At 43.7% G+C, this 14,428-nt stretch carries 13 protein-coding genes and 1 tRNA gene; 1 reads left to right on the top strand and 13 read right to left on the bottom strand.

Annotated features, from left to right (window positions below; translation table 11 throughout):
• From PHH40_04890 to PHH40_04880, 3 genes are all read right to left on the bottom strand, one after another.
• Positions 1–1,828 (bottom strand): hypothetical protein (locus PHH40_04890; GenBank protein ID MDD2767059.1); only part of this gene is annotated, 1,828 nt, incomplete at its 3' end.
• 235 nt (positions 1,829–2,063) lie between these two features.
• On the bottom strand, positions 2,064–3,032 hold the full coding sequence (locus tag PHH40_04885; protein ID MDD2767058.1) for a ParB/RepB/Spo0J family partition protein: 969 nt from the start codon (positions 3,030–3,032) through the stop codon (positions 2,064–2,066).
• 129 nt (positions 3,033–3,161) lie between these two features.
• The gene (locus PHH40_04880; protein ID MDD2767057.1) at positions 3,162–3,962 is read right to left on the bottom strand and encodes an AAA family ATPase; all 801 of its coding nucleotides are present in this window, start codon (positions 3,960–3,962) and stop codon (positions 3,162–3,164) included.
• A 189-nt stretch (positions 3,963–4,151) separates the two neighbouring features.
• Here PHH40_04880 and PHH40_04875 point away from each other — a divergent pair.
• A tRNA-Leu gene (locus PHH40_04875) sits at positions 4,152–4,234 on the top strand.
• Between the two features lie 30 nt (positions 4,235–4,264).
• On the opposite strand, the gene PHH40_04870 is transcribed toward PHH40_04875, so the two are convergent.
• From PHH40_04870 to secY, 10 genes are all read right to left on the bottom strand, one after another.
• Entirely contained in the window at positions 4,265–5,098 is an 834-nt protein-coding gene (locus tag PHH40_04870) for a bifunctional 5,10-methylenetetrahydrofolate dehydrogenase/5,10-methenyltetrahydrofolate cyclohydrolase (GenBank protein ID MDD2767056.1), read from the bottom strand.
• A gap of 24 nt (positions 5,099–5,122) precedes the next feature.
• Entirely contained in the window at positions 5,123–5,890 is a 768-nt protein-coding gene (locus PHH40_04865) for an undecaprenyl-diphosphate phosphatase (protein MDD2767055.1), read from the bottom strand.
• A 12-nt stretch (positions 5,891–5,902) separates the two neighbouring features.
• Positions 5,903–6,574 (bottom strand): 3'-5' exonuclease, encoded by a 672-nt coding sequence (locus PHH40_04860; protein MDD2767054.1) that lies wholly within the window; start codon positions 6,572–6,574, stop codon positions 5,903–5,905.
• Positions 6,575–6,680: 106 nt separating this feature from the next.
• Positions 6,681–7,370 (bottom strand): nucleotidyltransferase family protein, encoded by a 690-nt coding sequence (locus tag PHH40_04855; protein MDD2767053.1) that lies wholly within the window; start codon positions 7,368–7,370, stop codon positions 6,681–6,683.
• A 275-nt stretch (positions 7,371–7,645) separates the two neighbouring features.
• The gene (leuS, locus tag PHH40_04850; GenBank protein ID MDD2767052.1) at positions 7,646–10,141 is read right to left on the bottom strand and encodes a leucine--tRNA ligase; all 2,496 of its coding nucleotides are present in this window, start codon (positions 10,139–10,141) and stop codon (positions 7,646–7,648) included.
• 185 nt (positions 10,142–10,326) lie between these two features.
• A complete protein-coding gene (locus PHH40_04845) occupies positions 10,327–10,725 on the bottom strand; it encodes a response regulator (GenBank protein ID MDD2767051.1) in 399 nt (132 codons plus the stop codon).
• Positions 10,726–10,870: 145 nt separating this feature from the next.
• Positions 10,871–11,278, bottom strand: coding sequence for a Holliday junction resolvase RuvX (gene ruvX / locus PHH40_04840; protein ID MDD2767050.1), 408 nt, complete (start codon positions 11,276–11,278; stop codon positions 10,871–10,873).
• A 166-nt stretch (positions 11,279–11,444) separates the two neighbouring features.
• Positions 11,445–12,239, bottom strand: a complete 795-nt coding sequence (gene map, locus PHH40_04835) for a type I methionyl aminopeptidase (GenBank protein ID MDD2767049.1) — start codon at positions 12,237–12,239, stop codon at positions 11,445–11,447.
• Between the two features lie 9 nt (positions 12,240–12,248).
• Positions 12,249–12,911: a nucleoside monophosphate kinase gene (locus PHH40_04830; protein MDD2767048.1), complete on the bottom strand. Its 663-nt coding sequence runs from the start codon at positions 12,909–12,911 to the stop codon at positions 12,249–12,251.
• A 122-nt stretch (positions 12,912–13,033) separates the two neighbouring features.
• Entirely contained in the window at positions 13,034–14,305 is a 1,272-nt protein-coding gene (gene secY / locus PHH40_04825; protein ID MDD2767047.1) for a preprotein translocase subunit SecY, read from the bottom strand.
• Between the last annotated feature and the right edge of the window lie 123 nt (positions 14,306–14,428).

Here is a 14,428-nt window from a genome sequence, read left to right as displayed (position 1 = left end):
CGGCTGTTGTGAGGAGGTTGACAGAGAGTGTTGGTGTACCACCTTCGGAGGCTGATGATCCTGTGATACCGTTTCCATTGGTGATGGTAGCGACGTAGTTTCCGGTCGTGTCGGTAGTGAGAGCAACGGCATCGGCAGAGATGGTGAGGGCTCCAGTATTGGCGATGGTTGCATCACCACCCATCGAAACAAATGTCGGGACACCTGTCAGATTGGCGACGAGGAATTGAGCATCAGTACCAGCCGTTGTGACTTGGACTGCGCCTGTACCATTGCCATAGAGGAGACCATTGGACGTCAATGATCCAACTCCTGTTCCACCACGACTCACTGCGAGCTGTCCAGTCCATCCAAGGGTGAGTGCATTACTCGCTATCGATCCGGTGATGTTGGTATCATTGACCACCGATGTCGATGCTGTGGTTGCAAGAGTGATACTCCCAGAAGCATTGGTCACCGTGATACCTGTTCCTTGGGTAAGTGTTGCGAGAGCATAGCCGGTACCTGTACCGATGAGGAGAGTTCCATTCCCTGCAGTAGCTCCAGAAACTCCTGTTCCACCACGAGAGACGTTGACAAATTGTTCGGATCCGAGAGTACTTGTGCCTGTCCAGTAAACATTGTAATCAGAGATACCTACTCCAGCGAGACCTCCAGCAAAAGTACTGCATTCCCAAACATTGGTCGTATCATTCCATGCGATACCTTGACCAGAGAGACAACCCTGAAGCAAAGAAAGCTGGTCTGATGCACCTCCCGCAAATTCCAATCCTGAATGCGATGAGGTAGCACCCGTACCATCAGCAGTGGTCAAAAGATCGATAGAAAGTGTCGGGGTTGCTCCTTCGGAAGAAGCAGAACCAAGAATACCATCACCACCTGATATGGTCGCGACATAATTTCCGATGGTATCAGAACCAAGATTGATGAGGTTCGTAAACGTCTGCGTTCCAGCAAAGACAATATCACCGAGCATCGTCCCTCCGGCAAGTGGGAGATATGATCCGACGGTACTCGAAGCAATGTTTCCGAAAGATGATCCGTTGTTCGAGAATTGCCATGTCTGTGTCGTTGCATTGAAACGGATGGCTGGAGTATTCGAAGCTTCTGAAACATTCAAAGAAAAATCAGTCGAAGCAGTTGATTTCCCTTTTCCAAGAGTGAAGATTTCGGAAGTAGTGCTGACATCCGTATTTTGTGCATGTGAATTGGTATCCGCTTTGAGACGAGCATCGTTTCCGAGTACCAGTTGATTCTTGCCTTTTCCTGTCGGAAGAGATTTGATATCCATTTTTCCATTGTCACCCAAGACAGGAATATTTCCAGGAAGCGTCCCGAGTGTTCTTCCTTGGAGGAACTGAGCATTGAGTGCGCTCGGTACAGAACTCAGTTTTTTTCGTGGCACCATTTCAGAATCAGTGCCGATACGGATGCCGATGTAATAACTCCCGTCCTGGAAATTGAGTGTACTCGGAAATGGTACTACTGATCCGAGGAACGCTTTGAGCAAGCCACTCTTGATCGTCACTGTTTGTGTTTCTGACCAGATACGTGATCCAGCATCAGTATCGGAAGGATAGAGATCGATAGTTTCACGATCGACACGATACAACGCAAACCGTACTTCGTAGGTACCGTTGTTGATAACACGATTTTCGTTATTGAAAAGCGATGCAGAAAGACCGATTTGTGAAATAGGTGATGTCGTAGAAACAGCAAAAACGGGTTGGACATGTGACCACCCTGCTACGATCATCCCCATCGCGAGAGCGAAAATAAGAGAAGTAAGTACTGTTTTTCGTTGTTTATTTTTTATGAAAAACGGCATGTAATTTCATCTGGAATGACAAGGAAATTATAGCATACTTTTTGATTGTCAAGAAGTGTATAAGTCAAGACCTTTCTTATCGTGTGTAAAGCCAAAAAAAACAATGGATAAAAAAGAAAAAAGAACAAAAAATTCTCTCAAAAATACTTCTCATTTTTCTTCCTTTTTTTACATCAAAAAAACACGCTCGGTATATCCAAACGTGTTTCTGAAAATCTCTGAAAAAATAATTTTTCTATTCCTCCAGACGACGGAGCAAACCATCCAAATCCTCTGGTGCGTAGTATTCGATAATGACCTTACCTCCTTTGCCTGATGGAGTGATTTTGACCTTGGTTCCGAGAACTTGAGTCAGGTGTTCTGTCCGTTCAAGAAGTTCTGGATTGAGAGAAACAGCACTTCTCACATACGGTTTGACCGAGATACTCTGAACCCTGGTCTCTGTCTCACGCACAGTCAATTCTTCCTTTATAATAAGCTCAAATACAGCCCGTTGTTTCTCAGGATTTTCAATAGCGAGAAGGGCTTTAGCATGTCCTTCGGTGATCCTTCCCTCTGATACGGCACGCTGTATTTCTATCGGAAGCTGGAGAAGACGGAGCGTGTTTGCAACCGTACTCCGACTCTTCCCCATCTTTTTGGCGACGGCTTCTTGAGAGAGATTGAATTCATCAGCAAGACGAAGAAATGATTTGGCCTCTTCGATCGGATTGAGATCATGTCGCTGAATATTTTCTATGATAGCGAGTTCGAGTTTTTCTTGTTCATCCACATCACGGACGATCACTGGTACTGTCGTGAGTCCTGCTTTTTTGGCGGCGCGAAAACGACGTTCGCCAGCAATGATCTCATACTCACCTTCTTTGGTACTCGGACTCACAACGAGTGGTTGGAGAATGCCATGCTCTTTGATGGAGTCTGCGAGCTCTTGCAATTTCACTTCATCAAATGACAGTCTCGGCTGATGTGGATTCGGTACTATTTTCTCAAGAGCTACTTCCTGGACACCGGTTCCTAGTACTGTTGTTGGCACCGTTTGGGTAGGCGCAGACACCGACATCATCTCGGCAGGATGATATCCGTTTTCGTGTGGCGTGATGATATGATTGTTTGGAAGCGGGGAAGACGCTACAGTATTCTCATCAGTTTTCTTGGGTGGTATAAGTGAGGCAAGTCCCCTCCCGAGTCCATATTGTTGTGCCATAATGTTGAAATATAATTTCTAATTATTAATTTCTAATTTCTAAACAATTTCCAATGATGAAATTTCTAAATTTTTTAACTAAAGAATTGAACCATTGTTTGAAAATTGAAAATTAGAAATTGAAAATTCTTATAGTACTTTCAATTTTCTCTGTTCTTCCTCAGCTTCTTCATCCCATCTCAATATTTCGCGCACGACTCCCTTGTACGCACGTGCTCCTTTGGAAAAGGCATCAAAATCAAGAATAGATTTTCCGAAACTTGGGGCTTCGGCGAGACGGACAGAACGAGGAATAACGTTTTCAAAAACCGGTCCAGGAAAATGTGCCCGCACTTCAGAAATCACCTGACGAGAAAGACGATTACGTCTGTCATACATCGTGAGGAGCGCACCCATAATTTTCAGTTTCGGCTGGAGATGTTCACGAACAAGTTCAATGGTACCGAGCAACTGCGAGAGTCCCTCGAGTGCATAGTATTCTGTCTGCACAGGGATGATCACTTCATCGCACGCGACGAGCCCGTTGATCGTGAGGAGTCCGAGAGATGGAGGGCTGTCGATCAAAATATAATCATAATATGATCTGACTTGACGGAGCACGTTGAAGAGGCGGAATTCTCGATTGTCGATATGCACCATCTCGATTTCTGCTCCAGCAAGATCCTGCGCAGAAGGAATAATATGCATCCCTTCTGTCTCAGTACGCAAGATAATTTCTTGTGGTGGATTGCCGAGGATCATCGCGTGATACAGATTTTTTTTCAGGCTACGAGCATTGATACCAAGACCCGATGAAGCATTACCCTGAGGATCGAGATCGACAAGCAAAACTTTCTTGCCAGCTTCCGCAAGATACGTTGCGATATTGATAGTCGATGTGGTCTTTCCGACACCACCTTTTTGATTGATAAAACCGATAATTTTTGCCATATATTCAGTCAACAACTCACATAAACAGATAACTACAAACAATCAATAAAACATCACAATCTTTTCTTCTTCTTGTTGACTGCTCGATGTTTACTTTATTATAACCCATTGACAAATGATTATCAATTTTCTATTCTATGTCTATGCTCTTTGGCTCCATACAAAGAAAAAAATGATCAAAAAAAATATGCCGAGGTGGTGGAATGGTAGACACACGGGACTCAAAATCCCGCGATAGCAATATCATGAGGGTTCAAGTCCCTCCCTCGGCACAGCATTTACAGCGGTTCAACCGCTGTATTTTATTTTTGCAATGATGCATCGGTGATACGCGCGAGGAGCGTCGCGACAGTCACCGGACCGACACCTCCAGGAACCGGCGTAAGAAATCGAGCTTTGTTTTCGACACTTATCCTCTCGACGTCCCCTACGACTTTCCCATTAATCTGACTGATGCCTCCATCGATAATCACCGTATTCTCTGTGATCATATCCCCTGTAATGAGATCAGATTTCCCGCACGCTGTGATAATGACTGATGCCTCTCGTGTTTTGGTAAGAAGTGCTTCATACGGCAGAGTACTGAGGACGTATTCTGCCTGTAATCCTTCGAATGAGAGGGCTTGTACCATCACCTGTCCCAAGAGGTCAGAATTCGCAATGACGAGAGCGGTATCTCCGATATGGTATCCACCTGCTGTCCGAAGAAGCTCTATCATCGCCCGAGGAAATACAGGACAGTATTCCTGCTTGCCAGCGAGAAATTGTCGTATAGTTTCATTGTGAAATCCATCCGTATCTTTGTGCGGATCGATACGAGCGATCACTTCATCAGTATCGAACCCAGATGGTAGAGGAAGTTGCACGATGATACCGTGAATGTCGTCACGTTTGTTGAGCATATCGATGCACTGGAGGATATCGTACATTCCTGATTCGGGAGCAAACAAAAATTTTTCAAAAGAAACACCAATCTCATTGGCAGATTTTTCTTTCAGATTCACATAGAGTTGTGACGAAGCATCATCTCCGACGAGAATCACCGCGAGCCCTGGAACGATACCAGATATCTCTCTCTGTCTTTTTGTTTCAGAGAGAATACGATCCGCTATCGGTTTGCCGTACAGAAGTGCCATACCAAGAATATGTGAGAGAATTATTTAGTACACAAAAAAGAAAAACAGTATCGCAATCACTATACGATATACTCCAAACAAAATGAACGTATGCGTTTCTACAAATCGAAGTAAAAATTTGATAGCAAAAAGCGCGACGAAAAAAGAAACGGAGAAGCCGATGAGAAATGCTGACATATTCCCAACATCAAACAACGTTGCATTCTTCACGATATCGAGTGTCGTAGCGGCGACCATTGTCGGTACGGCGAGAAGAAATGAGAATTCGACAATCGCTTTGCGTCGCATCCCGAGCAACATTCCCCCGAGAATCGTTGCTCCTGATCGAGAGACACCCGGTATCACCGACAACGCCTGAAACAAGCCAATAAAAAAAGCTTTTTTGTACGAAAAAACCGATAAATCCTCGAGCATTTCCTCTGGTTTTTTTCGGAAAAGTTCGAACAAAATAATGATCACGCCCCCGAGGAATAATGCGACGACAACCGTCATACCCGAACCGAGGAGCGATCGTATGAAACTATAAAAAAGAAATCCGACACCGAGAGCAGGAAGAAGTGCAACCATAATTCGCTTCATCATTTCGAAGTCGAGGAGCAATTTTCTCCAATACAAAACAACTACAGCGAGGATAGCCCCAAGCTGTATAGTAATCTCAAATGTTTTCAGAAATTCGGTATCAGGAATATGGAGTAATTCTGATACAAGGATCATATGTCCCGTCGAAGAAACAGGAAGGAACTCTGTCACTCCCTCAACGATGCCGAGTATGATAGCGTGGAAAAAATCCATAAATATATTCTCTTAAAATAATGTCCCGAGAGATTCTGCAGTAATAAGAGGCGCATGTTCAGTCTTCACTGATTCGAGAAGCTTCTTGTTACCATGAAGTTCTGCCAGATATTCCCAGCTTCGAAATTCCGGATATCGTTTCAATTGTTCTTCGAGAATCTCCACTGTCGCGCGGACATCTCCCGCACCAGAGTGTGCATCGATATGATCCTTGTTGCAGTACAGTTTGTATGCAGCGGTGAGGTTACGTGGCGCAAACATATCACGCGCCTCCATTTTATGGTAGAGCACTTTCGCATCGAGCACCCTTTTCAGAGTAAAATCAAATGTCTTTCCTACTGATAAAAACTCACCGCGCAAAAACGGCAAATCAAACCCCGTGATATTGAATCCTCCAACATCTGAACCCTCAAAAGTGCTCCACAATTCATACGAAAGTTTAGCAAAACTTGGCGCAGTGGCGACATCCTTATCATAAATACCATTGATACTACTCGCTACTGGTGGGATAGGTTTTCCTGGATTGATACGCTGACAATAAGCAATAATTTCTCCGTTTGGCATGATTTTTTCATACGCCAATTCAATGATTTTATCTTCTCCTGTCGCCAGTCCAGTGGTCTCGAGATCAAAAATGATGAGTGGTCGATCGAGAGTGAGATACTCCGTAATACTTGTGCGCATAACAATACTCTCTTCAAAGATAATAGACTCAGTGTATCATCTTCTTTCTCACTCTTCAACCGTGACAGAATGAATAGTATTTATTCGATATTTTTCATCGAAAAAACTATATAAGAAATTTCTTTATTTTCGTCTGAGCAGTTTCGAGGGCCTCTGGAGTGCCGATAGGGAACCATATTGTTGTTTTCTCTACCACAATGTCATACGTGTCACGCATCTGTACGAGCGTCTGAGGGAGGCCATATTCTGTCTCGGATATTGCCACAAGTGGGTATTCGAAAAAATGTCGGTCAAGCATATATGCTCCTGTATTGACCAGTTTGTATTCTGCTGGGTGAGGCTTCTCCATAATTTGTGTGAGTCGACCATTCTCATCAGTTCGTAGCACTCCAAACTGACTCGAATTCTGCATCTCACATGCGAGTACCGCGAGAGGATACTTCATCAGACGTGTCAGGTCTTCAGAACGATACAGATCATCGCCCATGATGACGAGCACCGGGAATCGGAGCAATCCTGACTGCTCTACGAGGTGTATCGATCCTCCTGTTCCATCGAGTTTCTCGTGACGGATATACTGTATTTTCTTCCCCTGCCACTCACTCCCAAAATAGCTTTTGATCTGTTCACCGAGGTGTCCGATCGTGATAAACACTTCATCGATTGACTCTGGGAGCGTCGCCAATTTCCATTCGAGGAGTGGCTTGCCAAGTATCGGAAGCATCGGCTTGGGAGTCGTGTCTGTGAGCGCTCCCATCCGCGTCCCTCTCCCCGCTGCCAGAATGACGCATTGCATAATAGTTTTGAAATCTATTGAATCAAATTTTGATCACTCCCGAACTGCTGACGGAAATATATTTTTCCAATTCTTTGAATTTATAAAAAAGATTATTTTATTTTCTTTCCTTTATCCGATTGCCGACCACATATCTGATGAATGAGTCGCTAGCAGTCGGGCGTGACGGATGGTCTCGACAGGACAGCCCCCCCCCTGCTCGACCGAATGAGTCATGATATGTTCGGCGGCGGATATGGAAAAGAAAATGAAAAATCTTTTTAGAGAGAACCTCGCTAAGCAATAACAATACTCAAAATCTTGTCTTGAATATAAATAATCTTTCGGATCTGCTTGCCTTCGGTATATGATTGCACCCGAGGATCCTCGAGAGCGACTTTTTTCACTTCTGCTTCAGAGCTTCCGGTAGCTATCTCAAAAGTCGCACGAACTTTTCCATTGACTTGAACGGCAATAACGGACAATTCTTCGACGATTTTTTTCGCATCCCACTTTGGCCACGGAGCAAGAAAGATCGACTTTTTCGCCTCCGCCAGTTGGCGGATGGCGGATCTCGCCTCTACTATTTGCCACAATTCTTCCGTGATATGCGGTGCAAACGGAGAAAGCAGAATAAGAAATGATTGATAGGTCCTAGGTGAGAGAGATTCTTCTTTTTCCATCGCGTTGACGAGTATCATCAGTGTGCTGATCGCAGTATTGAATTTCAGATCTTCAACGTCTTCGGTTACTTTCTTGATTGTTTTGTGAAGCAAACCTTCAATTTTTTTGTTTTCCGTTGACTGTTTTTTGTTCACTGTCAATTGACCCAGTCGCCACACCTTGTCGAGGAAACGTCTCAGTCCGATGACACTTCCCGTGTTCCACGTTTTCATATCTTCGAGTGGTCCCATAAACATCTCATAGAGACGCAGTGTATCCGCTCCGAGCTCTGTTATCACCGCATCCGGATTCACGACATTCCCGAGCGATTTGGACATCTTGCGTCCATCTTCGGCAATCACCATCCCCTGATGACGGAGTTTTAGTATCGGTTCGTCGAATGTGAGGTAGTCATATTTCGCGAGTGCCTTGGTGAAAAATCGTGCATAAAGCAAATGGAGTACCGTATGCTCCGCTCCGCCCATATAGAAATCCACTGGTAAGTATTTTGCAAGTTTCTTCGGATCAGCAAATTTCTTGGTATTGTTCGGATCAGCAAAACGGAGATAGTACCAACTCGAGCAAACAAAAGTGTCCATCGTATCGGATTCGCGACGGGCTTTTTTACCACAGGTCGGGCACTTCACTCTCTGAAAACTCTTCGATCGTACAAGAGGAGATTCCCCTGTCGGACGAAAATCCACATCGGTCGGCAATTTCACCGGCAAATCTTTCTCCGGTACCGGTACGGTTCCGCATTCATCACAGTAGATAATTGGGATCGGCGATCCCCAATAGCGTTGACGAGAGATGAGCCAATCACGGAGACGATACTGCACTCGTTTGCCACCCATTTTTTCTTTCTTGAGCCAAGCTGACATCTTCTCTCGTGCCTCTTCCGATGACAGTCCGGTAAATTCTCCCGAATCGATAAGTATTCCATCTTCCGTAAAACATTCTGTTTCATTCTTCTTGTCAAGCGAGGCGACAGACTGCTGTATAAACAACTCGTATTTTTTCGCAAAAGCAAAATCACGTTCATCGTGTGCCGGCACTCCCATCACGGCTCCGGTACCGTATGTCCCGAGCACATAATCAGCAACGTACACCGGAACTTTTTCTCCTGTAAATGGATTAATCGCTTCGATACCGACGAGGACAACGCCTGTTTTTTCTTTGTTCAATTCTGTGCGTTCAAGATCGGTTTTTTTCTTCGTGATTGCCAAATATTTTTTCACTTCTTCCTTATTTTGAATTTTCTGTTGACTGTTATTTGTTAATTGTTGACTGATGAGTGGGTGTTCTGGAGCAACGACGACGTAGGTACATCCGAAAATAGTATCTACGCGTGTCGTGAATACTCGTATTTCTTCCTCTGTATTCGCAACGGGAAAAATCACTTCCGCACCTTCGGAACGCCCGATCCAGTGTTTCTGAGCAGTAGCTGTCGATGATGGCCAATCCACTTTACCCAAACCAGAGAGGAGTCCGGAAATTTTCTTACCACTTTCACTCTTGGTATCTTCGACAAAATCAGTAATCTTGAAAAACCATTGTTCGAGATCTTTCTGAATGACGATATCCCCAGATCGATCACATTTGCCATCTATCACTTGTTCATTGGCAAGCACGGTATGACAGGCCTCGCACCAGTTCACTTTGGCCTTTTTCTTGTATGCCAACCCATTCTTATACAAAAACAAAAACATCCACTGGGTCCATTTGTAATACTCGGGACTGGAAGTGTTGATTTCTCGTTCCCAATCATACGAAAGCCCGATCGATTCCATCTGTCGTTTGAAATTTTTGATAGATTCGAGGGTTTTCTTGCTCGGATGAATACCCGTCTTGATAGCAAAATTCTCTGCCGGCAATCCGAATGCATCCCATCCCATCGGATGAAGTACATCATAGCCATTCATTCGTTTGAAACGAGCGTAGATATCGGTCGCGGTGAAATTTTCTACATGACCTACGTGCAGTCCGTCTCCCGATGGATACGGAAACATATCGAGAATATACATTTTCCCATTCTTTCCTTTGGCCTTCGGATGCCCATTTTTCTTCCATTCCTTCTGCCACTTGGCTTCAATTTTCTTGGGATTATAGGCTTGATTCGTGCTTTTCATAAGGGCATAGGTTAGAGATCACCCTTCTACTCTACCTGAAAAAAAGCTTTTGTTCAAGACATATCATATGTCAAGCATCATATTCATTGTAGAAAAAATATCACCAAAAAATCATACTGTGACTTTCAAAAAATAAAAAATCCAAACATATTGGATTTTTTTGATATATAACAAAAAAGGAAACACTATTCGTCTTTAGTGAGAGCTTTGGAAACAATATCCACTACTTTTTGAGGAGTAGTAAGTGCTTTGATGAGATAATATTGCGCACCACCAAGATTGCTGACTGTCTGAAAAATCTCATCACTATCGACGTTACTAAACATCACGACAGGAATCTTGGCAAGTTCTGCATCCGATTTGAGCGCCTTGAGTACACCAAATCCATCAAGTACAGGCATTTGAATATCGAGAAGTATTGCATCCGGTCGTTCACTTTTGATAATTTCTAGAGCCTTCTCTCCGTCTTCCGCATCTATCACTGCAAATCCCTCACTTTCGAATTTGGTTCGATAAATATCACGTATTTCTTTGTTATCATCGACGATGCAGATTTTCTTCATAGACACGAGGTCTTCGCTCATAGAAATGGTATTAAAATATACTCTTTTCCCTATTATACCACAAAAATCATTCCTTTTCAAGACTCTCAATTGACACTTCATTTGGAAATGAAACTCCTTATATAAGAAGAGCCCTTCTTTTCGACACCCAAAAGTCAATTTTTCATCATCGTTTTTTACCAAGCCATTCTTGGAGAATAATACGCGCAGATTCTTCATCATTATGTTTTGAAGCATTCTTCACTCCTTGTTCGATGAGATTGACTTGTGCCATCTTGGTTGTAAACATTTCATTCTGATAGACCACCGCTACTTCACATTGTTCTTCGAGAGATTTCCCTAGTATCTCTCCGCCATACGAAACATCTTCTCGGTGTTCATAGACAGGAATACCTATAACGATCGTTCCGATAGCCTCTGCTTCAATAATTTTTTTCAATTCTGTGACAGTAGCTGTATCATTCTTGAGGGTCCTGTACGGTAATGCGACACCCGTTTCTTGATGTGCCAAAGCAACACCAATATTTGTGGCGCCCCAATCAATACCGAGATAATTCTGCAGATTCTGTGACATACTCTATGAGGAAAATATTTTCATAAAATTATTTTTTCTTGCTCCTATTTCTCTGTCGAACTTGTCTATCGACAAGCAGGCTTTTGCGACTCAGTTTATGTGACAGAGAGAAACAAGCTGGAGAAAAAATATTTGTGTAGGAATATCTGGATGTTAGAAGAGAGAATCATACTCTCGTTAGGATTTCTGCGCCCTGATCAGTGATGACGACCGTGTCTTCGAAATGTGCAGAAAGTGTACTATCAGAAGTGATGAATGTCCAGTCATCTGGCGCAATAGAGACAGCAAAAGTTCCCGCGTTGATCATTGGTTCGAGTGCGAGTGTCATCCCTTTTCTTAAAATAAAATCATCCATCCGACGAGAAACATAGTTCGGTACTTGAGGATCCTCGTGGAGTTCTCGTCCGACACCATGACCGACGAGATCACGAACAACAGAAAAGCCATTTGATTCAGCATGCCCCTGCACCGCACGTGCGTAGGCGGAAATATGCGCACCCGGACGGAGCTCTGCTATACCGCGCTCCAAGCACTCCCTCGTGACTGTGGTGAGTTTTTCGGCCAGCGGAGATACATTGCCTACCATAATCGTACGGGCCATGTCAGAGACCATTCCCTCGAAACGCATTCCGATATCTATCTTGAACAAATCCCCTTCTTTGAGAATGCGTTCTTTGCTCGGGATACCATGTACTACTTCGTCATTGATTGACGCACAGAGTGTTGCGGGAAATGGTCGGCCTCCTCCAGGATTGTAACCTTTGAACAGAGGTGTCCCTCCGATTTCACGAATCATTTTTTCTGCGAGCGCATCAACCGCGAAAGTAGTGACACCTGGTTTGACCGTGGCCATGACCGTTTCGAGAATACGTGCCATATTCTGACATGACAAACGAAGCCGTCTGATTTCATCCGGGGTCTTCACCCATTCTTTTTCTCTCATCCCGAGTGTGTGTCGCATAGTTGTTTCTTATTCTGGTCGTACGTATTTCAGAATATTTTGAAATACTTTGTAGGTTTCTTGATTCCCGTTGATACGGAGCAACTCTCCTGTTTTCTCGAAATAGTTGATGACAGGAAGTGTCTCTTCCTGAAAAATATGATGGCGTGTCCGAACACCTTCCTCGGTATCATCTGTTCTTTGGACAATATGTCCTCCGCAGTAACGACATGGTGTTTCGCTGTCTATCAGATTTTTTCCGAGAATATAATTTCGTTTACAAATCGAGCACGAATATCGCCTGGAGATACGTTCTACAGAAACCGTTTCTGGTACATCGATATAAACTACTTTATTGAGTGATCTCCCAGATTCACGAAGTACTTCGAGCACTTTTTCTATCTGGCTTTCTCTCCGTGGAATACCATCGATGAGAAGTCCGACCGTTTCTGGAACGAAATCAATGGCATCTGACAAAACAGCAAAGACGACTTCATCAGGAACAAATGTATGCTTCACGTTGATGATTTCATTCACTTCGTGACCCAGCTCAGTATCTTGAGAAGCAACGGCACGAAGCTCTGATCCAATATCGATATGAGCGAGATGAAGAGAACTTTTGAGGAGCTCTGCTTGGGTACTTTTTCCGCTCCCAGCAGAACCGAGGAGAATATATGTGTCTTTAAGTGGCATGCCTGTAAAATTTTCAATCTTCAATCTTCAAATAATGATCAAATTTTTAATTTGAAAATTTTAAAATTGTAGCATTGGAAATTGTTTAGAAATTAGAAATTAATAATTTAAAAATTACTTCTTCAGAAGTTTTCGTAGCTTCGCATCGTGAGCTGGCTTTGAATATGCTTTACTGTTTCAAGTACCACCGAAACGACGATGAGAATACTCACGCCCCCGATAGAAAAAGCATTGATACCCGTCAATCCCTGAACAATAAACGGGAGAACAGCAATCGATCCAAGGAAGAATGCTCCAGCCAGTGTGATACGATTGATAATATGATAGAGATATTCTGCTGTCGTGTTGCCAGGACGGATACCAGGAATATATCCCCCTTGTTTCTGGAGATTTTCTGAAATCTTGACTGGATCAAAAACAACAGCGGTGTAGAAATAAGTGAAGACAACGATAAGGAAAAAATAGAGCGACCCATACACCCACTGATTCTGGAGCCACGCACTAAGAGAAAGGGCGACGCTCGCTATTTGTGTATGATTACTCTGTGCCAAAACATTAGCAATCATTGTCGGGATGAGGATGAGTGATACGGCAAAAATAATCGGTATAACACCAGCCTGGTTCACACGAAGTGGCAGATGCGTCGCAGCACCACCATACACCTGTGCTCCGCGTACACGTTTGGCATAAGCAACCGGAATTGTCCGTTGTCCTTCATTGACAAATATTACTCCTGCAATCGTCACGGTAGCAACCAATGCAAAAAGAAAATATGTGAATATCTGCGAAGGATCCCAGGTAGCGATAAACCGAGAGATTCCTGTCGGAAGGGCTGATACGATACCAGCAAAGATAATCACTGAAACACCGTTGCCAAGACCTTTTTCAGTGATAAGTTCACCAAGCCACATAAGAAAAATCGTACCTGCTGTCGCGCTCACGACAATCACTGCCATAGTAAACGGCGTGATATCTCCCAAAATATTCTGGGAACGGAGAAGGGAGAGCATGCTGAAAGATTGCAAAGCAGCGAGAGGAAGTGTCGCCCAGCGTGTCCACATATTGAATTTCTGTCGACCCGTTTCCCCTTCTTCTTTGTAGAGACGTTCGAGACTTGGCACGATCGTCGTAAGAAGTTGCATAATGATCGATGCAGTAATATATGGAGCGACACCGAGAAGTACAATAGAGATGTTGGACAATCCACCGCCCGAAAAGACGTTCAAAAGACCGAGAAACGCATTTTCTTCAAAAAGTTTCTTCAAAGCCAAAACATCCACTCCTGGAAGAGGGATATTGGCTGCTATTCGATACAAGACCAAAAGTCCGAGAATAAACAAAATCTTATTGCGGAGGTCTTTGATTCGGAAAATATTCAAGAAAGTTTCACGCATGACAGAACAAATCAGTTTCTTTATAAAACCAGCGACTACAAGAGGCAGTATACCCTAAAAAAGGAATATTTTCAAAGAAAGAAATCTTGTCTATTCGGTCACAACATCTTTGAAAGAAGCCTG

It is taken from the genome of Candidatus Moraniibacteriota bacterium, assembly GCA_028688415.1.
Classification (GTDB): Bacteria; Patescibacteriota; Minisyncoccia; order Moranbacterales; family UBA1568; genus UBA1568.
This window is presented reverse-complemented; position numbering and strand designations above follow the sequence as displayed.

What these genes read in the sequence shown, in the direction of transcription:
- PHH40_04885 (MDD2767058.1), bottom strand. Translation starts at nt 3,032, where the DNA reads ATGGCACAACAATATGGACTCGGGAGGGGACTTGCCTCACTTATACCA.
- PHH40_04880 (MDD2767057.1), bottom strand. Translation starts at nt 3,962, where the DNA reads ATGGCAAAAATTATCGGTTTTATCAATCAAAAAGGTGGTGTCGGAAAG.
- PHH40_04870 (MDD2767056.1), bottom strand. Translation starts at nt 5,098, where the DNA reads ATGGCACTTCTGTACGGCAAACCGATAGCGGATCGTATTCTCTCTGAA.
- PHH40_04865 (MDD2767055.1), bottom strand. Translation starts at nt 5,890, where the DNA reads ATGGATTTTTTCCACGCTATCATACTCGGCATCGTTGAGGGAGTGACA.
- PHH40_04860 (MDD2767054.1), bottom strand. Translation starts at nt 6,574, where the DNA reads ATGCGCACAAGTATTACGGAGTATCTCACTCTCGATCGACCACTCATC.
- PHH40_04855 (MDD2767053.1), bottom strand. Translation starts at nt 7,370, where the DNA reads ATGCAATGCGTCATTCTGGCAGCGGGGAGAGGGACGCGGATGGGAGCG.
- leuS (MDD2767052.1), bottom strand. Translation starts at nt 10,141, where the DNA reads ATGAAAAGCACGAATCAAGCCTATAATCCCAAGAAAATTGAAGCCAAG.
- PHH40_04845 (MDD2767051.1), bottom strand. Translation starts at nt 10,725, where the DNA reads ATGAGCGAAGACCTCGTGTCTATGAAGAAAATCTGCATCGTCGATGAT.
- ruvX (MDD2767050.1), bottom strand. Translation starts at nt 11,278, where the DNA reads ATGTCACAGAATCTGCAGAATTATCTCGGTATTGATTGGGGCGCCACA.
- map (MDD2767049.1), bottom strand. Translation starts at nt 12,239, where the DNA reads ATGCGACACACACTCGGGATGAGAGAAAAAGAATGGGTGAAGACCCCG.
- PHH40_04830 (MDD2767048.1), bottom strand. Translation starts at nt 12,911, where the DNA reads ATGCCACTTAAAGACACATATATTCTCCTCGGTTCTGCTGGGAGCGGA.
- secY (MDD2767047.1), bottom strand. Translation starts at nt 14,305, where the DNA reads ATGCGTGAAACTTTCTTGAATATTTTCCGAATCAAAGACCTCCGCAAT.